The organism is Myxococcus qinghaiensis (assembly GCF_024198215.1).
In the GTDB taxonomy this organism is placed as follows: domain Bacteria; phylum Myxococcota; class Myxococcia; order Myxococcales; family Myxococcaceae; genus Myxococcus; species Myxococcus qinghaiensis.
In genome coordinates this window covers 106,436-131,137 of record NZ_JAKCFA010000029.1, presented here as the reverse complement: position 1 = coordinate 131,137, position 24,702 = coordinate 106,436, and the positions used below count along the sequence as shown (strand labels likewise).

Annotated in this window: 20 protein-coding genes; 13 read left to right on the top strand and 7 right to left on the bottom strand. The window is 68.6% G+C overall.

Translation table 11 applies throughout. The annotated features are described in order from the left end of the window. Positions 1-120: 120 nt before the first annotated feature. Positions 121-552 carry a hypothetical protein gene (locus tag LZ199_RS39415; RefSeq protein WP_253998958.1) on the bottom strand — a complete coding sequence of 144 codons (432 nt, stop codon included), beginning with the start codon at positions 550-552 and terminating at the stop codon, positions 121-123. Between the two features lie 214 nt (positions 553-766). Then, positions 767-2,530: an Ig-like domain-containing protein gene (locus LZ199_RS39410; RefSeq protein ID WP_253998957.1), complete on the bottom strand. Its 1,764-nt coding sequence runs from the start codon at positions 2,528-2,530 to the stop codon at positions 767-769. A gap of 354 nt (positions 2,531-2,884) precedes the next feature. Between LZ199_RS39410 and LZ199_RS39405 the strand changes: the two genes are divergently transcribed. The 7 genes from LZ199_RS39405 to LZ199_RS39375 all read left to right on the top strand — a co-directional run bounded on the left by LZ199_RS39405 (position 2,885) and on the right by LZ199_RS39375 (position 10,688). Beyond that, entirely contained in the window at positions 2,885-3,889 is a 1,005-nt protein-coding gene (locus LZ199_RS39405) for an SDR family NAD(P)-dependent oxidoreductase (protein ID WP_253998956.1), read from the top strand. Between the two features lie 81 nt (positions 3,890-3,970). Then, on the top strand, positions 3,971-4,975 hold the full coding sequence (locus LZ199_RS39400; RefSeq protein ID WP_253998955.1) for a diacylglycerol/lipid kinase family protein: 1,005 nt from the start codon (positions 3,971-3,973) through the stop codon (positions 4,973-4,975). A 53-nt stretch (positions 4,976-5,028) separates the two neighbouring features. Further along, entirely contained in the window at positions 5,029-5,718 is a 690-nt protein-coding gene (locus tag LZ199_RS39395) for an NUDIX hydrolase (protein WP_253998954.1), read from the top strand. Between the two features lie 274 nt (positions 5,719-5,992). Then, complete coding sequence (locus LZ199_RS39390) at positions 5,993-6,796, top strand: protein phosphatase 2C domain-containing protein (protein WP_253998953.1); 804 nt, start codon at positions 5,993-5,995, stop codon at positions 6,794-6,796. A gap of 4 nt (positions 6,797-6,800) precedes the next feature. Next, entirely contained in the window at positions 6,801-8,675 is a 1,875-nt protein-coding gene (locus tag LZ199_RS39385) for a hypothetical protein (RefSeq protein WP_253998952.1), read from the top strand. A 36-nt stretch (positions 8,676-8,711) separates the two neighbouring features. Further along, positions 8,712-9,776: a cysteine hydrolase family protein gene (locus LZ199_RS39380; protein WP_253998951.1), complete on the top strand. Its 1,065-nt coding sequence runs from the start codon at positions 8,712-8,714 to the stop codon at positions 9,774-9,776. A 99-nt stretch (positions 9,777-9,875) separates the two neighbouring features. Then, positions 9,876-10,688, top strand: coding sequence for a hypothetical protein (locus tag LZ199_RS39375; RefSeq protein ID WP_253998950.1), 813 nt, complete (start codon positions 9,876-9,878; stop codon positions 10,686-10,688). Positions 10,689-10,692: 4 nt separating this feature from the next. Here the strand turns inward: LZ199_RS39375 and LZ199_RS39370 are convergent, their stop codons facing one another. The 3 genes from LZ199_RS39370 to LZ199_RS39360 all read right to left on the bottom strand — a co-directional run bounded on the left by LZ199_RS39370 (position 10,693) and on the right by LZ199_RS39360 (position 16,563). Beyond that, positions 10,693-11,094 (bottom strand): hypothetical protein, encoded by a 402-nt coding sequence (locus LZ199_RS39370; RefSeq protein WP_253998949.1) that lies wholly within the window; start codon positions 11,092-11,094, stop codon positions 10,693-10,695. Between the two features lie 68 nt (positions 11,095-11,162). Beyond that, on the bottom strand, positions 11,163-13,910 hold the full coding sequence (locus LZ199_RS39365) for a CARDB domain-containing protein (protein ID WP_253998948.1): 2,748 nt from the start codon (positions 13,908-13,910) through the stop codon (positions 11,163-11,165). Positions 13,911-14,205: 295 nt separating this feature from the next. Beyond that, positions 14,206-16,563 carry an RCC1 domain-containing protein gene (locus LZ199_RS39360; protein ID WP_253998947.1) on the bottom strand — a complete coding sequence of 786 codons (2,358 nt, stop codon included), beginning with the start codon at positions 16,561-16,563 and terminating at the stop codon, positions 14,206-14,208. Positions 16,564-16,974: 411 nt separating this feature from the next. On the opposite strand from LZ199_RS39360, the gene LZ199_RS39355 reads away from it, so the two are divergent. Further along, a complete protein-coding gene (locus tag LZ199_RS39355) occupies positions 16,975-18,165 on the top strand; it encodes a glycosyltransferase (RefSeq protein WP_253998946.1) in 1,191 nt (396 codons plus the stop codon). A 45-nt stretch (positions 18,166-18,210) separates the two neighbouring features. Here LZ199_RS39355 and LZ199_RS39350 read toward each other — a convergent pair whose 3' ends face one another. Then, on the bottom strand, positions 18,211-19,437 hold the full coding sequence (locus LZ199_RS39350) for a glycosyltransferase family 4 protein (RefSeq protein ID WP_253998945.1): 1,227 nt from the start codon (positions 19,435-19,437) through the stop codon (positions 18,211-18,213). 113 nt (positions 19,438-19,550) lie between these two features. On the opposite strand from LZ199_RS39350, the gene LZ199_RS39345 reads away from it, so the two are divergent. From LZ199_RS39345 to LZ199_RS39330, 4 genes are read left to right on the top strand one after another with little or no spacing between them, the layout of a single operon-like run. Then, a complete protein-coding gene (locus tag LZ199_RS39345; RefSeq protein ID WP_253998944.1) occupies positions 19,551-20,480 on the top strand; it encodes a hypothetical protein in 930 nt (309 codons plus the stop codon). Beyond that, complete coding sequence (locus LZ199_RS39340) at positions 20,477-21,130, top strand: hypothetical protein (RefSeq protein WP_253998943.1); 654 nt, start codon at positions 20,477-20,479, stop codon at positions 21,128-21,130. The genes LZ199_RS39345 and LZ199_RS39340 overlap by 4 nt, the downstream gene beginning before the upstream one ends. Beyond that, positions 21,127-21,504 (top strand): hypothetical protein, encoded by a 378-nt coding sequence (locus LZ199_RS39335; protein WP_253998942.1) that lies wholly within the window; start codon positions 21,127-21,129, stop codon positions 21,502-21,504. The genes LZ199_RS39340 and LZ199_RS39335 overlap by 4 nt, the downstream gene beginning before the upstream one ends. Continuing rightward, positions 21,504-22,541, top strand: coding sequence for a hypothetical protein (locus LZ199_RS39330; protein ID WP_253998941.1), 1,038 nt, complete (start codon positions 21,504-21,506; stop codon positions 22,539-22,541). Before LZ199_RS39335 ends, LZ199_RS39330 begins: the two co-directional genes overlap by 1 nt. Here the strand turns inward: LZ199_RS39330 and LZ199_RS39325 are convergent. Continuing rightward, positions 22,531-22,914 (bottom strand): serine/threonine protein kinase, encoded by a 384-nt coding sequence (locus LZ199_RS39325; protein ID WP_253998940.1) that lies wholly within the window; start codon positions 22,912-22,914, stop codon positions 22,531-22,533. The genes LZ199_RS39330 and LZ199_RS39325 overlap by 11 nt on opposite strands. A 282-nt stretch (positions 22,915-23,196) precedes the next feature. Between LZ199_RS39325 and LZ199_RS39320 the strand changes: the two genes are divergently transcribed. Continuing rightward, positions 23,197-24,687 carry an ATP-binding protein gene (locus tag LZ199_RS39320; protein WP_253998939.1) on the top strand — a complete coding sequence of 497 codons (1,491 nt, stop codon included), beginning with the start codon at positions 23,197-23,199 and terminating at the stop codon, positions 24,685-24,687. Positions 24,688-24,702 lie beyond the last annotated feature (15 nt).

Genomic DNA, 24,702 nt, shown 5'->3' with positions numbered 1-24,702 from the left:
CTCCACCAGGTGCTCGTGGACCAGTCGTTCAATCTTCGATTCCAGCGTCGCAGTGGGTTTCGTTTGCATCCGCCACGGGTTGCACACCGCGACGACGGCCTCAACACCACCCCTGAACGGTTACGCCTGGATGGGGCTCTTCACCCACACATCCTGTGCCCCCGGCTCCGGCGCCCGCGACACCACCTGCGGCGCCGTGCGGTCCACCACCACCACGCGTTCCTGCCCCGTGAACACCGTCTCCCCGAACACCACCCGCGCACCCAACCGGTGCTCGCCCTCCGTTTCCCCCGTCGTGTCCCACGCATAGGTGTACGGAGACTTCAGCACTGCCATCACCTCCCCAGCCCGGAGCAACTCCACCCGGTCCGGACGGTGTCCCGTCACCTCCAGTCCGATGTCCAGGACCCCCTTCGTATAGGCCGTCCCCCCAGGCGTGCGGATGCGCACCTCGCCCTGGACGGGAGTGATGTCAGGCACGTCGATACAGGCTGTCGCGGACAGGAGGCCGGCAACCACCCAGGGCAGCAGGACAGGTCTTGGAGAGCTCATCGCGTGGCGTCAATGCAGTACGTGTTCCACTGCTCGCCTGACGTCCGGCCGCCCATGACGGCGCCCTTGCAGTCGCCAATCGCAACGACCATTCGCCGGGGGGCTGAGAATGAGGTGATGGGAAGAACGCAACTCAGGACGAATAATGCGGACCGCATGGAACTCTTCCTGGAGAGTATGGGGGCAGAGCGACGAGGTGGGGACATGGTCGATTCTAGCGATTGAGGTGTGAGTGAACGACCAGCGTTCCACCCTCGGGAAGGGTGGTGACGACTTGGATGCCGTTGGTGTGTGGTGAGGGGGTAAAGGTCGAGTATGTCGCGGTCGGAATGGGATGGGGGGCGGTCGAGCTGCTGGCGAAGTGAGACCATAGGCCAGACGTGCATTGCTCGATGTGGAAGACCGTGTCTCCTTGCTTCGCCCAGACCATCCACAACGTCCCAGAGTTGTCGATTTCGAGGCGCGTCTGCTCAGAGTGGCTCTCAGGGGATGGCTTGAGCGACGGGCAGTAGACCTTCCACTCATTACTCTGCCAGACGTATGAACGCGCCTGAGAGTAGCTGTTACCCACTTTTTCGAGCCAGGTCAGAATCGGGCTGCCCTCCGGGGAAACGAAGAGGCGTAGGCCTCGAACGACTGAGGTGGTGTTGGGAACCTCGACCGGAGGTTGAGTTCCACGAAGAGGCTTCCACGTGGAGCCATCCCATTGAACGACAGATAGCTTCGGTGTCCCGTCTGTCGTCGTCCCTGACACCCATAGAAACAGTGATTCAGAAGATCCGGAGCTGATGTCGAGCGGGTAGCTCGAGGTCATTCCGAGCGCCAGGTTAATACTGTCCCCAACTCCTTCCCACGCCGTGCCCGTCCAGCGGTAGCTGTAGGTGTCCTTCTCGGCGTCGGAGTAGAATGCAACGAGCGGTTTTCCTGTCGCATCCAAATCCATGACTGGGTAAAGACTGTCGGGGTGGGATGGGAGGATGCCCGTCGCTCCCCCTAGGTAGTCCCATTGATTTCCCATCCAGCGCGCGACGTAGATGCGCTCGGACTCGTTGCTGCCGTTTCCTTCATGCCAGGCGATAACAGGCGAGTCATCAATGGGGTCGAACCTAAGGGTCGGATTGTAAGGCTCGAATCCGGATGTTCTTGCTTCCAATCCCCTCCCCAGTTCCGTCCATTTGCTATCAGCACTGCCATAGACTCGCAGTTGAGTGTACCCCAGGAATTTCTCAGCTTGGACGATGAGGGAGTTCCCTTGCTTGTCTGCGCCGAACGCATAGCGATAGGAATCAATGCTCCCCGAGTCCTTGGCAAAGACAGGCCCAGCAGGCGCGAACAGCACAGTGGGGTGCTCCCAGTCCCACGTACCCGCGGGAACTTCCAGGCCATTTCCCGCCAGATCCGTCACCGCCGAGGTGAGCGCAATCGCCACCGAGCTGGGGGCCGAGATGGGGGCCCCCGGCACCACCGTCATCGTCTTCCCATCCGCTGACAGTGACACCGTCCGGGCCACCTCCACGCCGCCCACGGTGAGTCGCACGGAGGCGTTCGTCACGGTGCTCGACTTCACGGGCTCGGAGAACACGGCCTGGATGGGGCTCTTCACCCACACATCCTGGGCCCCCGGCTCCGGGGCCCGCGACACCACCTGTGGCGCCGTGCGGTCCACCACCACCACGCGCTCCTCCCCTGCGAACACCGTCTCCCCGAACACCACCCGTGCCCTCAACCGGTGTTCGCCCTCCGTCTCCCCCGTCGTGTCCCACGCATAGGTGTACGGCGACTCCAGCACTGCCAGCACCTCCCCGTCCCGGAGCAGCTCCACCCGGTCCGGGCGGTGCCCCGTCACCTCCAGGCCGATGTCCAGGACTCCCTTCGTATAGGCCGTCCCCTCGGGCGTGCGGATGCGCACCTCGCCCTGGACGGGAGTGATGCCCGGCACGTCGATACAGGCCGGCGCGGACAGGAGGACGGCAACCACCCAGGGCAGCAGGACAGGTCTTGGAGAGCTCATCGCGTGGTGTCAGTGCAGGCCGTGTTCCGTTGTGCACCTGACATCCGTCTGCCCATAACAGCCCTCTCCCGCTTCCTCCAAACCACCCCAACCCCTTGCTTTCAGGCCCGGACCCACCGGCTCGGAGCCGTTCCACTTCGGGTAGAACCAAGAAAGCTCCGTCCCGGCGCTGGACACCCGTCCGTGCTCCGGAACCGCTCCGCCGCCCGCTCTCCGGGGGAGCCCCCGGGGGCACGGGGCATAGCCCACCTTCATCCCCATCTTCGACGGGTCAGGCGTGCCACCCGTGCGCCTGCTCTCGCCCCACGGAGGCCAGGGAACATGAAGCGTGCATGGAAGAACCGCGTCGTCGTCATCACCGGAGCGTCCAGCGGCATCGGCCGCGCCACCGCGCTCGCCCTCGCCAAGAAGGGCGCCCACCTCGTGCTCGCCGCCCGCCGCGAGGAGCCGCTCGAGGACCTCTCTCGTGAGTGCGTTGCCCTCGGCGTCCGCGCCGTCGCCGTCCCCACCGATGTCTCGGATTCCGCCTCCGTCCAGGCGCTCGCCCAGGAGGCCGTGCGAGCCTTCGGCCGCTTCGACGCGTGGATCAACAACGCCGGCGTCTACCTCATGGGCAGCCTGGAGGAGACCCCCGACGACGCCTTCCGCCAGCTCATGGAGACCAACTTCTTTGGCACCGTCAGCGGCACCCGCGCCGCCGTGACGCAGTTCCGCCGCCAGGGGTACGGCACCCTCGTCAATGTCTCCTCATCCTTCGGCTCCGTCACCGCGCCCTATGTCAGCGCCTACGTCGCCTCCAAACACGCCGTGCGAGGCTTCACCGCCTCCGTCCGCCAGGAGCTCCTCGATACCGGCATCCACGTGTGCACCGTGATGCCCGCCGCCATCGACACCCCCCTGTGGCACCACACCGCCAACTACACCGGCTGGCGCGTGCGCCCCGTCGAACCCGTCTACACCCCCGAGCGCGTTGCCCGCGCCATCCTCCGCGTCCTGCGCCAACCCCGCCCCGAGGTCCTCGTCGGCCCCGCCGCCCGCGCCTTCGCCGCCATGCATGGCCTGGTGCCTCGCACCTTCGAGCGCACCATGAACGGCGCCACCGAGGCCCTTCACTTCGAGGACGAACGCCAGGGCGCCACCCCCGGCAGCCTCTTCCACCCCATGTCCGAGGGCACCGCCACGTCCGGCGGCTATCACTCTCGAAGCAAGCAAGCCCTGCGCCGCCTGCTCTTCGCTGGGGGACTGCTCGCCACTGCCGCACTCTTGAGGCGGAGGGAGGTCAGAGGGCGGCTTGGAGCACGTGTCGCCCACGCACTCGGGGTGTGAGACGCACATTGTCGTCACGGGCCAGGTCCATCGCGGGCCCGTGACCGGGCCATGACACGGCCCAGGGAAAGTCCCGCCGCCATGACCGACATCGCCGTCCTCGTCAATCTGCGCGCACGCCGGGGCTCCGAGGGAGTCGGCGGCCTGGTGCAGCGCTTCCTCCCGAAGGCTCGCCTGGCGCTCACCCGCTCGCTCGAAGAGGCCCGTCACTGGATTTCCGAGCTGCGGCCCAATCCTCCCTCCCTCCTGCTGGCCGGAGGGGGTGACGGCACCATCACCGGCCTGCTCAACGAGCTGCGCGCGGCGGGCGTGGCCCTGCCGGCCATCGGCGTGCTCCCCATGGGCACCGGCAACGCCTGGGCGCGCGTCACCGGCGCCCCCCGTCCCGCGGTGGCGCTCAAGCAGATCGCCGCCATGCGCGAAGTCCTGCCGCCCACGCGCCCCTTCTCCCTGGTGCGCGTGGAGGGCAAGGTGGCCCCCTTCGCCGGCACGGGCTGGGACGCGGAGATGATTCAGGACTTCAAGGATCAGCTCGCCGCCGCGGGTCCGCTGCGCAGCCAGCAGGCCGGCCTGCGCGGCTACCTCACCGCCATGTTCACCCGGACGGTGCCTCGGCACATGTTCGGCTCCGGCAACCCCCGGGTGGCCGTCTACAACGTGGGCGAGCCCGCCCTCACCGTGGACGCTCGCGGCAACGTGATTCCGGTGCCCGGCGGCGAAAAGGGCGCGCTCCTGTACGAGGGGCCCGCGGGCGTGGCCGGCGCCGCCACGACGCCCGAGTGGGGCTTCGGCTTCAAGGCCTTCCCCTTCGCCCAGAGCGTGCCGAACCGGCTCTCCGTGCGCGTCTATGGCGCCGGCGTGCTGGAGGCCACGCGCAACATGTTCAAGCTGTGGCGCGGCGAGCACCCGCTGCCGCACATGAATGACTGGTTCGTCCAGCGCGTGCGCATGGACTTCGACCGCGACGTGCCCTTCCAGATGGGCGGCGACGTCATCGGCCTGCGGCGCTCGGTGGAGTTCGACCTGGCCGGGGAGAGCGTCCAACTCGTCGACTGGCGCAAGCTGTCCCGCATGGTCGACGTGTAGCGGGCAGCCCCCTCGTTGACTCGGGTGTGCTCCGGACACTATGCCGGTGCGCCGTGAGCTACACCTACGAGTACCCGAGACCTTCGTTGACGGTGGACTGCGTCGTCTTCGGCCTGGACGACGATGACCTGAAGGTGCTGCTCATCCAGCGCGGGGTGGAGCCCTTCGAGGGACGCTGGGCGCTGCCGGGCGGCTTCGTGAAGATGGACGAGTCGCTCGAGGCCGCCGCCCGGCGCGAGCTGGAAGAGGAGTCCGGCCTGCGCCCCGGGCACCTGGAGCAGCTCTATACGTTTGGCGAGCCCGACAGGGACCCTCGGGGCCGGGTCATCACCGTGGCGTACTTCGCGCTGGTGAAGCTCAGCGCCCACGTGCTGCGCGCCGCCACCGACGCCCGCGAGGCCGCGTGGTTCTCCGTGTGGGATACGCCCAAGCTGGCGTTCGACCACGCGGACATCCTCAACACCGCGCTGCAGCGCCTCAAGGGCAAGGTGCGCTACCAGCCCATCGGCTTCGAGCTGCTGCCGCCCAAGTTCACCCTCACCCAGCTCCAGCGCCTGTACGAAGTCGTGTTGGAGCGCGACCTCGACAAGCGCAACTTCCGCAAGAAAATCCTGGCCATGGACCTGCTGGAGGAGCTGGACGAGGTGGAGCAGGACGTCTCCCATCGCGCCGCGCGCCTCTACCGGTTCGACCACAAGAAGTACCGCCAGCTCGAGAAGGCTGGCTTCAACTTCGAGCTCTGACGCCTCGCTGTCCACCCGCGCACCCAGGCCCTGTCCTCCAGGGTGGCCTTCGATTGCATTGACACAGTGTCGTTCGGACACTATGTTGGTGTTGTAGATACACTAACTCGGAGCAAGGCTCCGCGGGACGTCGCCACCAGAGGAGAGGCGCGGCCCGTGGAGTCCCTCTTCCGAGGAGTGGGAGGCCGCCGCTCTCGGGGAGCCCGAGGGACGAGGCGCGTCACCTCGCAGCACCTTCGCCGTGCCGAGCCCGTTCGCGGGCCACGGGAGAGCCATGTCCTCGCTGCCCTTCGATGTCGCCGCCGCCTCCGTGCAGGGCCGGGAGCACGCGAGGGCGGGGCGCAACAACCAGGATGCCTGGTGCGTGCGGGCCAGTGAGCACGGGCTGGTGGCGGTGGTGGCGGATGGCTGTGGAAGCCAGTCGTGCAGTGAGCTGGGCGCGCAGCTCGGCGTGCGGCGGGTGGCGCAGGCGGCGCTGGTGCGATTGGCCGAAGACGGGCGTGTGGATGAAGCCGGGTTCCTTCCCGGGCTGCGAGAGGACGTGCTGTGTCTGCTGAGCGAGCTCCGGGGGGAGCTGGGCCGCGACACCATGGGGGACTTCCTCTTCACGGTGGTGGGCGCGGTGCTGACGCCCTCTCACACGCTCGTCTTCTCCGCGGGGGATGGGGTGTGGTGCCTCAACGGCGAGGTACAGGTGCTGGGGCCCTTTGCGAACAACGCGCCGCCCTACCTCGCGTATGCCTTGTCGGGCGGAGCGCAGACGCCGCTCGTTGCCCATGCCCTGGTGCCGACGCGGGACGTGCAGGTGCTGATGCTCGGGACGGATGGCGTCTCGGACCTGGCGAAGCTGACGGAGGCGCGCCTTCCCGGGAGCGACGAGCGGGTGGGGGAGCTGTCGCGGTTCTGGACGGAGGACCGCTACTTCGCGAACCCGGATGCGCTGCGGCGCAGGCTGGCGATGCTCAACCGCGAGCACGTGCGCGCCGACTTCGAGGCGCGGCGACTGGAGCGCACGCCGGGCCTGCTCGCGGACGACACGACGATGGTGGTGCTGCGTCGCCGCATGGGGAGGGCGTGAGGCCATGGATATCTGGCTCGAAGGCAAGAAGGTGCGGCTCAATCCCGCGAAGGCGCTGGGCAAGGGCGGCGAGGCGGATGTGTTCGACCTGGGCAAGGGCCGCGCGCTCAAGGTGTTCAAGCAGCCCGAGCACCCGGACTACACGGGGCTCGCCGTCGAACAGGCCGCCGCCCGGGCTCGTCTGGATGAGCATCAGCGCAAGCTGCGCGCCTTTCCCACGAACCTGCCGGCGCGGGTGGTGACGCCGCAGGCGCTCGCCACGGACCCGACGGGAAAGACGGTGCTGGGCTACGCCATGCGCAAGCTGGACGGCGTGGAGTCCCTGCGGCGCTTTGGCGAGCCCTCGTTCCGCCGCGTCGGCGCCACGTCGGCGCGTGTGGTGGAGGTGCTGTGTGGGCTGCATCGGACGCTCGCCGGGGTGCATGCCTCGGGCGTGGTGGTGGGCGACTTCAATGACTTGAACGTGCTGGTGACGGGGACGGCGGACGCGCACCTCATCGACGCGGACAGCTTCCAGTTCGGAGGCTTCCTGTGCTCGGTGTTCACCGAGCGCTTCCTCGACCCGGTGCGCCTGGGTGGTGCGACGAGCCTCGTCCCGACGAAGCCCGCCTCGGATGCGAGTGATTGGTATGGCTTCACCGTGGCCGCGATGCAGTCGCTCCTGTGCGTGGGGCCTCACGGCGGCGTGCACCGGGCGAAGTCCCCGGCGGCGCGGACGACTCCGGCGGGTCGGCTGCTCCAGCGCATCACTGTCTTTCATCCCGACGTGCAGTATCCGAAGCCCGCGCTCCCGCTGCGCACGCTGCCGGATGACATGCTCCACCACCTGCACCGCGTCTTCGTGGAGGACCTGCGTGGTGTCTTCCCGCTGCAGTTGCTGGAGGGTCTTCGCTTCACCGCCTGCGCGTCGTGCGGCGTCGAACATGCGCGGAGCGCCTGCCCCACCTGTCAACCCCACGCGGTGGCGGCGAGCACGCCCGTCACCTCGGCGCGAGGTCAGGTGACGGCGACGCGCCTGTTCTCCACGCGTGGTGTCCTGGTGCAAGCGAGCGTGGAGGAGGGCGTCCCTCGCTGGCTGTACCACGCGGACGGAGCCTATCGGCGTGAGGATGGACGCGTGGCGCTGCGTGGACCGCTGGACCCGTCCCTGCGCTGGTCGCTGCAAGGAGACGCGACGCTGGTGGCGCGCGACGGTGTGGTGGCGGTGCTCGTCCCGGAGCGCGCGCCCGAGCGACTGAGCGTGGATGTCCCCGAGGGACGCCCGGCCTTTGCCGCCAATGGGAGACATCGCTACTGGGCGGTGGGTGGCGGGCTGTGGCGTGACGGCGCGCATGGCCAGGAGCGCATCGGCGACGTGCTGGAAGGGCAGACGCGCTTGTTCGTGGGCCCCCGCTTCGGTCTGGGCTTCCACCGCGCGGGCGGACTGCGGGGCGCGTTCGTCTTCGATGCGGAGCGGCTGGGATTGCGAGACGGACTGGTGTTGCCGTGGCCCTCGGGCCAGCTTGTGGACGCGGACTGTGTCTTCGAAGGCGCGCTCGCGTGGCTGTTCCTCGCGGAGGAGGCAGGGGGGCGCACCCGGCACCACTGCGTGGTGGTGGGCTCGGATGGGGTGGTGCGCGCGAGCGGCGTGGCCGACGCGGGGGATGGCTCGTGGCTGGGCGGCGCGTTCCGGAGCGGACGGTGCGCGGTGGGGGAGGCGCTGTTCTGCGCGACGGATGCGGGCCTCACCCGCGTGGAGTCGCGCAACGGCCGACTGGAGGCCGCGCGCGAGTTTCCGGATGCCGAGCCCTTCGTGGACTCGGGTTGTCAGCTCCTGCTGACTCGGCAGGGGTTGTTGGTGGTGGGCAGACAGGACCTCACCACGCTGCGGATGGCGTGAGCGGACACATTGAGTTCTTCACAAGGGGGTAGCGCGATGAAGAGGCAATTGAAGGAACTTCCGATGCCTGGCTTCTACCGGGCGGACCACGCGGGCCAGTACAGCTACGGCCCTGATGCGGGGAAGCTCCAGTTGGAGGCGGGCGCGTGGCGGGGCGCGCATGGAGTCACCTCGGCGGCGGCGGATGGGTTCAACCTGCACCTGTTGCTCATCGACGTGCAGAAGGACTTCTGCTTCCCGGAGGGCTCGCTCTACGTCGCGGGGCGCAGCGGACGCGGCGCGGTGGACGACAGTCGCCGAATCGCCGAGTTCATCTACAAGAACCTGGGCACGCTGACGAACGTCACGGCGACGCTGGACACCCACTTCGCGTACCAGATTTTCTTCCCGTCCTTCTGGGTGGACCAGGACGACAAGCCGCTCACGCCGTACCGCGAGGTGACGCGCGAGCACATCGAACGCGGGCAGGCGCGCCCCAACCCCGCGATGGCGAAGTGGTTGTGCGGCGGCAACTACCCCTGGCTGCTCAAGCAGGTGAAGTACTACTGCGAGGAATTGGAGCGCGCGGGGAAGTACACCCTGTACCTGTGGCCGCCGCACTGCCTCCTGGGCGGCGACGGACACGCGCTGGCCGGCGTGGTGCAGGAGGCGCGGCTGTTCCACTCGTACGCGCGCGGCATGCAGTCCTGGGCAGAGGTGAAGGGCGGCAACCCGTTGACGGAGAACTACTCCGTGCTGCGGCCGGAGGTGATGGACCGGCATGACGGCCAGCCCCTGGCACAGCGCAACACCCAGTTCCTCAAGACGCTGCTGACGGCGGACGCGGTGGTGATTGGCGGACAGGCCGCGAGCCACTGCGTGAAGAGCTCCATTGACGATTTGCTCGGAGAAATCGTCGCGCAGGACGCGGCGCTGGCTCGCAAGGTGTATCTGTTGACCGACTGCATGTCCGCGGTGACGGTGCCCGACGGCAAGGGCGGCTTCGCGGCGGACTTCACCCCGCAGGCGGACGCGGCCCTGAAGCGCTTCGCCGACGCGGGCATGCACCTGGTGAAGTCCACGGACCCGCTGACGAGCTGGCCGGACCTGCGCATCGGCTGAGCAGTCCCTTCGTCACGAACCTGAAGCCCAGACCTTGCTCCGAGAGGAGCGGCGCGGGCGGAGCCATGCCCTCGGACCGAGGGAGAAAGTGAGCTGGACATGAGCAGCACGAGCAAGTCGACGTGGGCACACCCGACGGCGGTGACGAAGCTCTTCGAGGACGCGCACGCGGAAGGGGTGCTGAGCCCCGCGGGGTTGCAGGCGCTGTCGGTGGTGGACCTGGGCGCGCAAATCCAGGCGGGGCTCGGCGTGCGCGTGGAGGACGTGCAGGCCAGCGAGGTGGTGCTGGTGACGGTGATGCCGGACGACTCGGGGAGCATCTCCTCGGGCGGGCACACGAAGACGGTGTGCGACGGGCACAACCTGGTGCTCGACTCGCTGCTGGCGAGCAAGCAGAAGGACGGCGTCCTCTTCCACACACGCTACCTGAATGGCCATGTCCTCAATCCCTACCGGCCGCTGGAGGACGTGGTGCGGATGCACTCGAAGAACTACAGCGCGGACCAGGGCACGCCGCTGTACGACCAGGCGGTGGTGCTCCTGGGCACAGTGCTGGCGAAATCCCAGGAGTTCAGCGGCAACGGCGTGCCGGTGCGCACGGTGACGCTGCTGATTACCGACGGCGCGGACATGCACTCCAGCCGCGCCCGGGCGAAGGACGTGGCGGCGGTGGTGAATGACTTGCGCCGCGCGGAGAACCACATCGTCGCGGCGATGGGCATCGACGACGGGAGCACGGACTTCCGGCGCGTGTTCCTGGAGATGGGCGTCGAGGACAAATGGATTCTGACGCCGGGCCAGACAGCGCAGGAGATTCGCGCGGCCTTCCAGGTGTTCAGCCAGTCCGCGGTGCGCGTGAGCCAGGGGGCCGCGAGCTTCAGCCGCACGGCCCTGGGTGGCTTCGGCCGGTGAGGCGCTACTCGTCCTCTTCTTCGATGTCGCTGAAGACGAACTGCGGCGTGTCTGACAGGGCTTCTATCACGGTGATGCCCGGCCCAGCATCCATGAATCCTACAGCGTTCGTGTCGAGGTAGATTTCAATGTACCGGGCGTGCTCCAGGTACTCGACGAGCTTCCAGCGGATGCCGCTTGGGGGAAGCATGTCTCCCTCGCGGTAGCAGGGGACCTCGAAGGAGACGGGGGTGGAGAGCTGTGCCGGGTTGCCTCGGAATATCCGGGCGATGCGTCCTTCCACCACGGCCTCGCCCGGGGTGAAGGGCGGTAGCTTGACGCGGTCTACCTCGAGCTGGACGTGCAGCTTCGCATGCAGGGCGTGGCTGGCATCGCGACGGGCATATTCGTCAGGAGAGAGGGCCATGGCCAAAGCCTACCCTGACGAGGCCCGGAGAGGGATTCCTCCCCGGGCCCGCTGACGTCTTGCGTCGCTCAGTGCACGCGGGCGGGCGGCAGGTTGGACGGCGCCAGGCCCACGGACTTGAGGCCCGCCGTCGGCGCGCACACCAGCGCCTTCAAGTCATCGGCGCGCCGGGTGAGGTCGTCGAACGTGCGCACCGACTTCGTCATCGGGTCCGTCACCGTGGTGCCTCGCAGGTAGGGCGACAGCGCCGCGGTCGCTCCCCGTGAGCGAGGCGCCACGTGGACGAACTCCGTTTGCGTCTCACCCGCGTGGCAGCCGCTGCACGTGTTGAGGGAGAACTTGTGGCGCACCTCGTTCGACACGTTCGGCGCGCGCCAGAAGAAGTCCAGCGGCACCAGTGAGTGGGCCGCGAGGAACGGGAAGCCCCCGAAGGTGTCGGGCACCACGTGTCGCTCCGCGAGCACGTCCGCGCTGTTCTCCGTGAGGAAGCTGGCCAGCAGCTGCGTGTTCTCGAAGTGCATCGCGGGCGTCAGCTTCGTCGTCGCCGGCATCAGGCCGAGCGGAGAGAGGATGAACTCGCGCATCTCCCACGGCTCCGCGAGCTCGATTTCATTGGTGCGAATCTGGTTCAGCGCGCTGCCCTCGTGCCGACCCGTCATCACCCCTCTCTTCGCGAAGCGGTCCGTGAGTGCCTGGAGCTTCGCGTTGTAGCCCGCGTTTCCAACCTTCACCGTGCCCAGCTCATGCCAGTCCGTGGCCCAGCGCTGGATGGACTCCGGCGTGGTTCCGGGCAGGGCGTACTCCAGGATGACGGTGAACTCGAGCGGCACACCGCTCGGGTCCACGATGCCGTAGACGAAGCGCCCCTCTCCGGCCTGGATGCCCTGCTCGCGCAGGTCGATGCGGTTGATGATGGCCAGCAGCCGGAATGGCGCCGAGTTGAAGTCCAGCGGCGCCGACGGCCCGCCACTGCGCGCCTCCCACGGCCCCAGCACTCGCGTCTGCATCTCCGGGCGTGGCGGAATCTCCAGGCCGTTCACGTTCTGCTTCCCCAGCCACGTCTTCAGCCACGCACGCACCAGCGGCGACGGGTCCTGGCCACCGGCCAGCTCGCGCATCACCGTGCCGAAGTGCCACGCGCCACCGGGCGCCGTGCGCACCGGGTCTTCGACGACGGACAGCGCCGTAATCATCAGCTCGCTCGGCTTGTCGATGGTGCACTGGTTGGTGGGCTGGCACACCGTGCGAGACTCGCAGCCGTTGGACGCCTTGCCGTCGCAGTCGTAGTAGCCCGGTGCGCAGGTGGTGCCGCACGTGGCCGCCACGCAGACGCCGTCCGCGTAGGGGCCGTCCTGGCAGGTGTTGCCGCAGGTGCCGCAGTGGTTGGGGTTCGCCGTCAGGTCCACCTCGCAGCCGTTGGAGGAGCGGCCGTCGCAGTCCGCGGTGCCCGGCGGGCAGCGCAGCTCGTAGGCGGGGCCTTCCGCACAGGTGGACACGTTGCCCGAGGCGTCCTTCGCCGCGAGGAACACGCGATGGCTGCCTCCGGCACTGAAGGGCGCGGTGGCGGTGAAGCGTCCCTCCGCGTCCGCTTGCACCGTGCGCGCCGGGGTTCCCGTGCACGCGACGTCGATGAAGATGGCCACGGTGGAGTGGGGCTCGGCGGTGCCCGTGACGACGAGCTGACGGCCGCTGTTCAGGTACTGCCACTTCACGTCAGTGACGCGGGGCGGGGCCGGCGGGGTGCCGTCGTTCTCGTACTCCATGGGGTTGGAGCAGGGCGAGGGCGTGGAGTAGCCGCCCGAGTCCTTGGCTCGCGCGGACACCGTCAGCTTCTCGTTCTTGGCCACATTGAACCGGGCGGAGAAGGAGCCGGCGGCGTCCGTGGTCAGCGTCTGCTCCGCGGTGCCCTGGCAGGTGGCGTTCTTGAAGAGCTCCACGGTGACGCGCGGCTCCGCGCGGCCGTTGAAGGTGGGCTGGAGGCTGCCCCCGGGCGAGCCCGGGTTGGTGTTGAGCAGCACCGGGGCGAGCCTTGGTGAGCCGTCGCCGTAGGGGTAGTCCACGGTGGGGCTGCAGGGCGAGCCATTGCCGAGGTCGTCATAGGCGCGCGCGGAGTAGGTGGCTCCGGGCGTCGTCGGGACGTCGATGGGGACCTCGCAGTAGTTGTTGGAGCCCGCCACGGTGCTCGCGACTTCTTGTCCGTAGCAGTTCGGGCCCTCGTATACGCGCACCGTGGCGCCTGACTCGGTGTGGAGGGTGAGGCGGCGGAGCCTTCCGATTTCAGCCTGCGTCCAGGCGGGCGCGGGCGTCTCCGGGGGCGTGCGGTCCACGCGGACGGTGTTGCCGAGACGGACGTTGTTGTCCTCGCGGGTCTCCGTGGCGACGCCGTCCGGGTCCACCCGGGCGCTCAGGAAGTAGCTGCCTTCGGGCACGGACCGTGCGTTCACCGAGGCGGAGACTTCCCGACATTCGCCGGAGCGGAGGGAGAGGCGGTTGCTGGTGGCCAGGAGGATTTCGTTCGAGCCTGGACCCGAGGCGGGGGTGAGGAAGAAGGAGGCCTCCGTCGAGCCGGCGCCGCCGCCCTCGTTGCAGAGGCGCGCCCGGGCGCGCAGCTCTCCCGTACCGAGGGCAGAGGGGCCGGAGACGGACTCCACCTGGAAGTCGGGGCCGCCGGGCAGGGTGGGGTCAGGCTCGGTGGGGTCGGGCCAGGGCTGGGTGGGGTCTTCGTCCCAGTCGTCCCAGTCGGGACCCTGGGGCTCCACGATGCAGCCCGCAAGTGTTCCCGCGAGCGCGATTGCCCACCAACGACGCGCGTGCATGTGTGACGTGCCTCCGGGGGAGCCTGGGGGTCCGGCCGTACTAAGGGGATGGCTCCACCGTGCCCCTGGACGGGGGGCGGCGGGGTTTATTCACGGACAGAGAGTTTTGGGCCCGGCCGGTCCCCGGGTCGGAGAGACCCGAGTCGGGCGCGGGGGCCTCCACCGCTCCGAGGTTGGGGGCTCGGAGCGGCCGGAAGTCCAACAGGACGGTCCTGACGGTGGCGGAGGTCAACTCGCCCCGGAAGGAGCCTTCATTCGTGTTCGACGTTGAGTGTGCGAGGCACCAACCTGGGTCCTAGGGACAGGGCAGTGGCGGCCATGGCCAGGGGAGCATGCTGACCTGGCGCTCGAAGTCAGCAGTCTCGCGGGAGAAACAAGTCTCTTCACTGCAATTTTCATCAATGAGTCCGGAGCAGTTGTTGTCGACGAAGTCTCCACACTGCTCCGCAGTGCCTGGGTTGACGGCCCCAATGGTGTCGTTGCAGTCCGCGAAGTTGGCAGCGTAGCCGGCCGGCTGGGCACAGCTCTGAGCGGTATAATAGTTCGTGGCGCCATAGCCGTCGCCGTCCGCATCCAGGTACCAGGTCTTCATCACTCCCTCGTCCACGGTGCCGTTGCAGTTGTTGTCCATGCCATCGCAGACCTCACTCGCGTTGGGGCGGATGCTGGCGTTGTTGTCATGGCAGTCGCTGGTGTTCGCCACGTAGCCGGAGGGTGGTGTGCAGGCCTGTGTGGACAAGGACGCGTTCCCGTAGCCGTCGCCATCGGCGTCGCGGTACCACGTCAACATCTCGCCCTCGTCCACGGAGCCGTTGCAGTCGTTGTCCACGCTGTCGCAGGTCTCCAAGGCCCCCGGATAGATGCCCGCGTTGGCGTCGTTGCAGTCACTCGTGTTCGCCACGTAGCCGGAGGGCCGCGTGCAGGCCTGTGTGGACACGGACCCGTTCCCGTGGCCGTCGCCATCCGCATCCCTGTACCAGGTCGACGTCATCCCCTCGTCCGTCAGCGTGTCGCAGTCATTGTCCGCACCGTCGCAGACCTCCGCCGACGGACCCTGCTTCTGCACGCAGTCGATGACGCCGTGGGTGCAGTACGTCACGCCCTCGCCGCACACGCCCTGGTCTCCCGTCGCGCAGGCCTGGAGTCCACCGGGGTTGCCGTCATCCACCGCTCCGTCACAGTCGTTGTCCAGGTTGTCGCACTGCTCGTTTGATGCGGACTGGTTCTGCGCGCACACCACGCTGCCGCTGGTGCACGCCGTGGTGCCTGTCGCGCAGACTCCGAGCAATCCCGTGGCGCATGTCGTGCCTCCGCCCGGGTTCCCTTCGTCGGCCACTCCGTCACAGCTGTCGTCCATCCCGTTACACTGCTCCGGCGCACCCGGGAACGTCGTCGACGTGAAGTCGTCACAGTCGACGTCCTCCACGTAGCCATCCGGCGCGGTACAGGATTCCAGGGCGATGTACTCGTCCCCAAATCCGTCCATGTCCCCATCGAAATAGAACGTGTTGAGCACCAGGCTCGCCACCGGCGCAGTCGTGGCCGCCGTGGTCGTCGTACCCGTGCCGAGCTGTCCCTGGCCGTTGTTGCCCCACGTCCACACCGGGCAGTCCGGACGCACCGTCAAGGCATGGTGGTAGCCCGCCGCGATGGCCGTCGCGTCTGTCATCCCCACCACGTCCACGGGGACCACGCTGTTGCCTCCCGCGACGCCATGACCCAACTGGCCCGAGGCGTTGAGTCCCCACGTCTTCACCAGCCCGTTGCCCATGATGATCATCGAGAACGAGTGGCCCGCGCTCACGCGAGTCGCCGCGAACAGCCCGTTGACCGGGGTCGGTGTCAGCACCGGCGTGGCTCCCGGCGTCCCGCTCCCCACCTGGCCTGACGAGTTCTGTCCCCACGCCCACACGTTGCCGAACTGCTCGTCAATCACGAGCGAGTGGCCCGAGCCCGCCGCGATGGCTTTCACCCGAGGCAGGTTGGCCACCAGCGTCGGCACCAAGACGGAGGATGTGGCGCTCCCCGTGCCCACCTGTCCGAAGTCGTTCTTCCCCCAACCCCACACCTTGCCGTCCGCGTCCAACGCGAGCGCGTGGTTGTGGCCCGCCGCGATGGCTCGAATGGTCGGCAGGCTGTTCACCTCACGTGGCGTGGGCTCCGCGCTCGTGGGTGCAGTGCCCTTGCCCACCTGCCCGGAGGCATTCTGTCCCCAAGCCCAGACTCGTCCGTCCTGTCCCAGCGCCAGCGAGAAGTTCCCGTTCGCCGCGATGGCCTGGATGCCGGAGAGCGCCGCCACCCGAGTGGGCAGGAGCACCGTGCCGCCCGCGGTGCCATGGCCCACCTGCCCGAAGTCGTTCTTGCCCCACGCCCAGACCTGTCCGCTCGTGTCGAGCGCGAGCGAGTGCGTCTGACCCGCGGCCACGGCCTTGATGGACACCAGCCCGATGGTCTTCGTCGGGCTGGTCACTGGCGTGCTGTTGGTACTCCCCGTGCCGAGCTGGCCGGACAGGTTCTGTCCCCAGCCCCAGACCTCGCCATTCTTCTGCACGAACAGCGAGTGGTAGGCACCCGCCGCCACGGTCCGGTCCACCTTTACCGGTGCCGACAGCTTCTGACGGGTCGTGGTCGGCTCGGACCCATTGTCAGACATGGGCGCGGGGTCACCGCAAGACATCGCGACCAGAAGCAGGGGAACCATGTATCGAGCAAAAGGGTTTTCTGGCCGCCGCGGGCATTGCCTTCTCAAGAGGTGCTCCTGTTTCGCTCCAGGGCCCGGCCTCTCGGGCGAGGAGCATGGGGGACGGACCTCCCGTAGGGGCGTGGGGCTGGGTCGACACCCACGACACGGTGAATGGGTCCAGTTCAAACCAGGGGAAGGTTTGAGCTCAGTCGGTCTGCCACACGGGGTGAGGGCCTTTGAATGGTGTGGTTGATTTGTCGCGGGTGTCCAACGAAATCATCTGGCTTTGCGCGTCGTGGTGTTTTGTTTGTCAAATGGAGAGAGCTGGCTCGGTGAGATTCCCGTCGGGTGGGTCGCTCCGGTCCGGGTAGATTCGGTCCCATGGCTGGCTCACCTCGTGTCCTTCTCCTCGCTGAACGCTTCCCGCCCGATATCGGAGGGCTTGCTCGCAGTGGCGCTCGCACCGCTGGCGCACTGGCTCGACTGGGGGCTCGGGTGGACGTGCTCGCGTGGACACGCACGGCGGCTCCTGGAGCGTTGAGTACGCTGGACGATGCGGGCGAGGTGACGCCGTTTGCTCGCGGGGTCACGTTGCATCGGCTGGGGCTGTTCGGAAGCAGCGACCTGTCGATGCAACACACGTTGGACGTGCTCGACTATCTGCACTCGAAGCGGCGCTACGACCTGGTGTGGGGACACTACCTGTCGCCACCGGGGTTCCTCGCCGTCGTGTTCGCCGCCTCGGTGGGGATTGCGTCCACGGTGAGTGCTCGGGGCAATGACGTGGACCAACACATGTTTCCTCCCGGGGATTTCGCCCGGCTCCTGTGGACGCTCCAGCGCGCGGATGTGCTCACCGCCGCTTCCGCCGACCTAGGAACGAAGATGGGGTTGTTGCTCGGGAAGGATGGGCAGGTGGAGGTCATCCCCAACGCCGTCGACACCGAGGTGTTCTCACCTGGGCCAGCGGACCCGGTGCTGCGCGAGCGGCTCGGCATCGCTCCGGGTGAGGCGGTGCTCGGGTTCTCGGGGGAGCTGCGTCACAAGAAGGGCTTGCCGTTCCTGCTCTCCGCGCTGTCGGAGGTAAGGCGGACTCGGCCCGCGTGTCTGCTCGTCATCGGTGAGGTGCGTCCTCGCGACGCGGAGCACCTTGTTGCCTACCGTGCCGAGCATCCCGAGGATGGTGCTCGCATCATCGTCTCTGGCGCGCTCGAGATACCCGAGGCCATCGCCGCGCACCTGCGTCTGTGCGACGTGTATCTCCAGCCGTCGCTCTGGGAAGGGATGCCGAACGCGCTGCTGGAGGCGATGTCGTGTGCCTGTCCCGTCATCGCCAGTGACGCCGGTGGCATTCCCGAGGCCGTCGACCATCAGCGCAACGGCTTCCTCGTGTCCAAGGCCCTGTTGAACCATCTGGGGCAGGCGTGTCTCGACGTGCTGTCGCTGTCGCCGGAGCACCGGGCGGCGATTGGCGCCGCCGCGCGCAGGCGCATCCTGGAGCGGTTTCAGTCCGATGCCGAGGCGGAGGTGCTGCGCCGCGTGCTGGCTCGCGCGGTGCCCAGGGTGGGCTGAGGGTTCACGCAACGCTCGCCGTACTTCCCGAAGCGTGCGGACAGATCACCTGCGTTCAACTTCGGGACTCAGGCCCTCGCGCCTCTTCAACCCGAGCTGTTCTTCATACGACACCACCAGCGCCTCACGCGCTCGTGCCCAGGTGAAGTCGCGTTCCACTCGGGCGCGGGCTCTCGCGCTGAGCGCGGGCCCGAGCTCGGGATTCGCTCGCAGGTCCTTCACGGCCTCCGCGATGGCCTTCGGTGAGCCCGGCCTCACCAGCAACACCTCATCGGGTTCCGCGAGCGTCCTCACCACCGGCAGGTTCGACGCGATGACCGGCGTGCCCGAGGCCATCGCCTCCAACAGCTTCAGCGGACAGCACCCCTGCACGCAGTTGCGGTCATTCACTGGCAACGGCACCAGCACCGCATCGCATTCGTGATGCAGCGCCGCCAGCGCGTCCTGCGGCATCGCCTCGCGCAGCTCCACCGCGCCCTCCATCATCAAGTCGCCACACCGCTCCAGCATCGCCCGCCGCTGGTGCTTTCGCAGCGGCCCCACCAGCGTCAGCACCGCGGGCAGCTCCGCTCGCAACAGTCGCAGCGCTTCGATGGCGTGATGCACTCCCTGCCAGGACGTCATCGTCCCGCTATAGAGCAGTCGCACCGGACGCCCTGGCTCCAGCGCTCGCGGCGGCGCGTGACGAAACACCTCCAGCTCCACGCCGTTCGGAATCACCCGCACGCGTGACGCCTCCGCGCCCCGCTTCACCAGGTACTCCGCCGTCACCTCGCTGGGCGTCACCAGCAGATCCGCGCTCGCGATGCACGCGTCCTCCTGCGCCACCAGCTTGAGCATCAGCTCCGCGTCCTCCGCCACATCCGGGTGGTGATACTTCAGCTCAATCGACGGCAGCCCGTTCACCTCGAACACCAGCGCGTCCGTCAGCGCTTCCTTCCTCCGCGCCACCGGATAGCCCTCGAAGATGGAGCGCACGTGGACCACCTGGGCCCGGGGTCTGTTCCTCCACCACGCCGCCAGGTGCGTGCGGAACGACAGCGCCTGCGCCACCAGGTCCCGACCCCGCGCGTCCAGCGGGTGATACGTCACTCCCTCCACGAGTGGATGCGGGGCCGCGCTCGCGGTGGGGCCGTCCCGGAGTGCCAGCAGGTCCACATCCCCGAAGGCCGCGCCCAAGGCCTCCACGAAGGCCCGGATGTGCACGGCGGCTCCCTTGGGAGCAGGGAAGCGGTCAAAAGAGGCGTAGATGATGCCGGACGCGGAGGCCACGCCCGCGTGGTATCGCGGCTCACCCGGCTCGGCAAACCGGACGGTTTGCCCCGCCCCTCGCCGACCCATACACTCCGCGCTCGTTCCGTGGCTCCGAGGGGGAGCTTCCCGCCGTGACCTTCGACATCGACCGCTTCCGTGTGGAGAAGCGCTACCGCAACACCGCGCCCGTCTCCGAGCTGATGGAAGACCTGGGTGTCCTCACGGTCTTCGACGCGGAGATGAACGTCTTCAAGCATCGCTGGCAGCGGCGGGCCTTCATCGTGGGCGGCGTGGGCGCGGGCCTGTTCGTCCTGTCGAAACTCCTCGACAACGTCCTCGACTCTGAACTCACCCCAAAATTGACGGACGGCTTGCTGCTCGCGAGCATCGGCCTGCTCGTCGTCATGGTCGTCTTCCTGGTCAGGGCCTCCCGGTTCGGCCGGTGCGACCTGGAGAACCGCCGCTACGAACTGCCTTCCTCATTGCTGCGACGGCTGGGCCGCGACATCGCTCCCGAGGAGCCCGTGTCGCTGGAGCTGGACTTCCAGCCCATCGACCACAAGGCCAAGTGGACGCGAAAGGGCATGGCGGGCACGTGGACGACGAATGAGTTCGAGGACCCCTGGCTGTCGCTCCAGGCCCGCCTGCGCGACGGCACGCACCTGCGCCTGTCGATGACCGAGTGGCTCCAGAAGCGCTCTCGCACCCGCAGCAATGGCCGAGGCAAGTACAAGACGAAGTACAAGCAGAAGAGCGGCACGTACCTCCAGGCCCAGCTTCGCGTGAAGCCCGAGCGACACCCCGGGCTCGGTCAGCTCGAGAAGGCGGCCCGCGAGGCGGTGAAGCTCCCTCCCACAGTGGCGCTCACCCGGCTGGAGGTGTCCGACGACCGGCTCGGCCTGCGCGCCCGGATGGACTCCGACTGGGAGGCGAATGCGGACGTCGAGTCTCCCGGGCAGGATGCGACGCGCACCTGTCTCATGATGCTGCTGAGCCTCTACCAGGTGCTCAACTTCTCCACCTCCCAGCGCAAGCAACTCCCCGCGAGGGCCTCCCGATGATGTTCCGCGCGCTCCTGCTGAGCCTCCTCCTCGTCACGGCCTGTTCGCGTCCGTCGGGCTCCGAGGCCCCGTCCTCCCAGGCGCAGTCCGCCACCGCGGGCGACGAGGTCCCCCTTCCGGGCAAGCTCAAGTTCAAGGACGCCGACGACCGCGAGCGCTTCTCCCTCAAGCCCAAGGACGACGGCGCCAAGCTGGTGGACGGCGAGGACCGCGAGCTGGCCCGCTTCAAGTGGAAGGGCACTGCCCTCAAGGTGTCCGGCCCGGATGACACGGCGCTGGGCTACGTCGTCGGCTCCGCGGGCGGCGCGCTCACCGTGAGGGACGGCGAGCAGCGGCAGGTGCTCTACACCCTCGCGCGACAGGGCTCCGGCTGGCGGCTCACCGACGCGAAGGGCGCGCTGCTCTACACCGTGTCCTCGGACAACGAGGGCGCGCGCATCGAAGATGCCTCCGGCACCGAAGTGGCTCGCGTGAAGGTGCGCGAGGGCAAGGTGTCCCTCCGCGAGCCCGGCGGCAAGACGCTGCTCGCCACCAAGTCGCTGGTGAGCGCGGACGCGGCGGCATGCCTCGCCTTCGAGAAGCTGGACCTGCCCTTCCGCGTGGCGCTGCTCCACCAACTCCAGACGCCGCCGTCCGAGTCCGCGCCATGAGTCCCTTCTCCACCGACGGCTGCGAGGTGAGCACGGGCTTCCTGTTCTCCCACCCGTGCGGCCTGCCCGCCGGCGCGCTGTGCCCGCGCTGCGGCAAGAGCGTCTGTGACGCGCACCTCTCGTCGAACCAGGAGGGTGCGCTCGTCTGCACGAGCTGCGCGGCCGCGGGTGACGACGACTCCGAGGGCGACGACTCGACGAACGAGGACTCCGAGGACCCGAGCTCCTACTACGAGGACTACGGCTACTACGGCTCGGGCTCCTCGTGGTCTCGTGGCTCCTCGAAGGACCCGCACGACTTCACCGAGGCCGACGGCGAGAGCCTGCGGCACGAGCAAGATGCCTCCTTCGAGGAGGACCTGGGCGGAAGCTGATGGGCACGCGCTGGCTCATCTACGCGTTGGGCGGAGGCATGGGTCACTTCACCCGCGCCTGTGGACTCGCGCGCGTGGCGGCCCGACGCGGACACCGCGTCACCGTGGTGACGAACAGCGTGTTCGCTCCGGCTGTCCCGCTGGAGGACGTGCTGGGCGCGGGGGCCCATGTGCACCGGCTCAACCCGGACCTGGCCAAGGCCGCGGTGCGCGAGGCGGTGGAGTGCCTGCTCGACGGCGTGCGTCCCGAGGTCCTCGTGGTGGACACCTTCCCTCGGGGACTCGCGGGGGAGCTGGCGCCGCTGTTGCCCGGGCTGCGCATGGGCAAGGTGCTGGTGCACCGGGACTTGAACCCCACGTACGTGGAGCGCTTCAACGTCGCGGCGGCGGTGGAGGACTTCGACCTGCTGCTCGTCCCCGGCGAGGACGCGCCCTTCTCCCAGCACCCTCGCGCCGTGCGCACCGCGCCCTGGCTCCTGCTGGAGCGTGACGAGTGGCTGGGCCGCGCGCAGGCGAGGCAGCAGCTCGGCGTGGACCCGGAGGACGCCCGGCCGCTGGTGGCGGTGATGGGCAGCGGCAACGCGGAGGAGGTGGCGGAGGCGGGCGCCATCGCCACGCGGCTCCAGGCGCGGCTCGGGGCTTCGGCGCCGGTGCGGTGGCTGGCGCCTCCCGGACCCTGGTTCCCCGTGCGACCCGCGAAGTCCGGCGCGCCCGCGCGAAACATGCTCCAGCCCGTGCGCGTGTGGCCGGCGCTGGCGGTGATGCCGGGGGTGGACATCCTGGTGGGCGCCGGCGGGTACAACACCGTGCAGGAGGCGCGCGTGACGGGCACTCCGCTGGTGGCCCTGGCGCGGGCCCGACGCTACGACAGGCAGGCGGTGCGGCTGCGTCCGGAGGAGCTGGCCCGCACCGAGGCGGAGCTGATGGAGCGAGTCGTCGCGCTGGTGGGCCCTCGCGTCGCGCGCGCGCCGGAGACGTACTCCGGGGGCGCCAGGGACGCGGTGGCGCTCATCGAGCGCACCGTGCTCAGTGCTTGAGGTCCTTGTGGCCCGGCGCCGGGTCGATGCCGTGCGCCATGATGAAGTGGTAGACGACCTGCGGGTCCTCCTTCGGCCCGCTCATCAGCTCCACCAGGAAGTGGCCCTGCGTGCCCGAGTCCGGGTCCGGCGCCACGTTCACCTCGGTGACTTCGCGGCCCGCTATCACCAGCTCGCCCACGAGCACCTTGCCCTTGAGGACCTGGATGATGTGCTGGCGGTCCTCTTCCAGGAGCAGCCAGTGGAAGTCGTCGTGGTCATACAGCATCGCGTCGACGGAGCCGCACCGGAGGATGCATTGGGTGTGTTCCTGGAGCCAGCGCCAGAAACCATCGAACTTCAGGGTACGTACCGGCTGGGGGAGCATGTCCATGGTGGCCTCGCACGCGGCCAGGGGAGCTCACGCTCGCCCGCCACGTCCGACCTTCCCTAGCACGATTGCCCTCTCCCGGCGCTGATGCCGTGCGGGGAACCCCCCCCACCACGCCCGGTTGCTGTCCACCCGGTGAATCCCCATCGTCCTGTCCTTGTTCCTCCAGTCATGAAGGGGGCGTTCCATCCACACCGCCCCCGGCTTCAGCGAGGTCCCAACCGTGAGCTTCCCCGCCCAGAGCCAGGTCCTTCGCGGCGTCCGTCCGACGCACCCGGAGGCGACATGAGTCTGCGCGCCTGGCTTGCCGCCATCATGGGTGGCCTCGCCCTGCTGACGCTCGTGGCCGCCACCGCGCTCATCGTCCTGACGAACGCGCAGAACCACTCGGCGAACACGCTCGGCAACTCCGTGGAGGGGCTCCACCTGGCGGAGGAGCTGGAAATCGACCTGCTCATCCACTTCCGGCTCAGCGGCGTGGCGGCCCCCGTGGAGGCGACGTCGACGCTCATCCGGGGACGGACACTCGAGAGCATCGAGGCCTCGTTCCCTCGCCTGCTGGACGGCCTCAACAGCACGGCCTCCAGCACCGCCGAGCAGGGGCTCATCCGGGAGGTGGACCAGCATTTCGAAGCGTACCTCGCCGCCCAGCGCGAGGCCGCCGAGCTGCCCCAGCGTCAGCGCGCGCAGCGGGCCATCCCCGCGCTGGACGCCGCGCTGGACTCGCTGGAGCGCCTGGTCCAGCTCAACGTGGAGGAGGCCCGGTCGGCACGGGAGTCCTCGGCGGACCTCAACCGGATGGGCAACGCCGTGGGGCTGGTGCTGTGCGGCCTGCTGCTGGTGAGCCTGGTGACGGGCACCTTCCTCTTGCGCCGTATCGCCTGGCAGCCCCTGCGCGACATCAGCCAGGCCATGCGCCGCTTCGGCGCGGGCCGCAAGCGCACCCGCGCGCCGGTGGCGGGGCCCACGGAGCTGCGCGACATGGCGCGCACCTTCAACGAGATGGCCAACAGCCTCACGCACCAGCAGGAGCAGCAGCTCGCCTTCCTCGCCGGCGTGGCCCATGAGCTGCGCAATCCGCTGTCCGCGCTGAAGCTGTCCACCGCCCTCACCGAGCGCAGCCGCGCGCAGCTCACGCCGGAGCGCATGCAGCGCACGCTGGCGCTGGTGGGACGGCAGGTGGAGCGGTTGGACCGGATGGTGGGTGATTTGCTCGACTCCACCCGGATTGAGGCGGGCAAGCTGGAGCTGCGGCCGGAGGTGCGCGACTCGCGCGAGCTGGCGCGGAACGTGGTGGAGCTGTACCGCTCCAGCGACAGTGGACACGTGTTGCAGCTCGACGTGCCGGAGGCGCCCCTGCTGGTGCGCGGGGACCCGGACCGGCTGGAGCAGGTGATGGCCAACCTGGTCAGCAACGCGCTGAAGTACTCGCCGGCCGGCAGCCGCGTGGAGGTGGGGGTGCGCCGCGAGGCGGACGACGTGCTCCTGTTCGTGAAGGACCAGGGCATCGGCATCACCGAGGACGAGAAGAGCATGCTGTTCGCCCCCTTCCAGCGACTGGGGGATGCCCGGAGCAAGCGCGCGCCGGGCGTGGGGCTGGGGCTGTCCGTCGCGCGGCGCATCGTCGAGGCCCATGGCGGGCACATCGAGGTGGAGAGCACGCCCGGCGCCGGCTCCCTGTTCTGTGTCCGGCTGGCCCTCGCCTCTTCGGAGGCGGGGGGCGCCGTGGAGCCTCGGGAAGAGGGGGGCGTGGTGCCTCCGGACGCCCTGCACTAGACGCAAAGCGTTGCG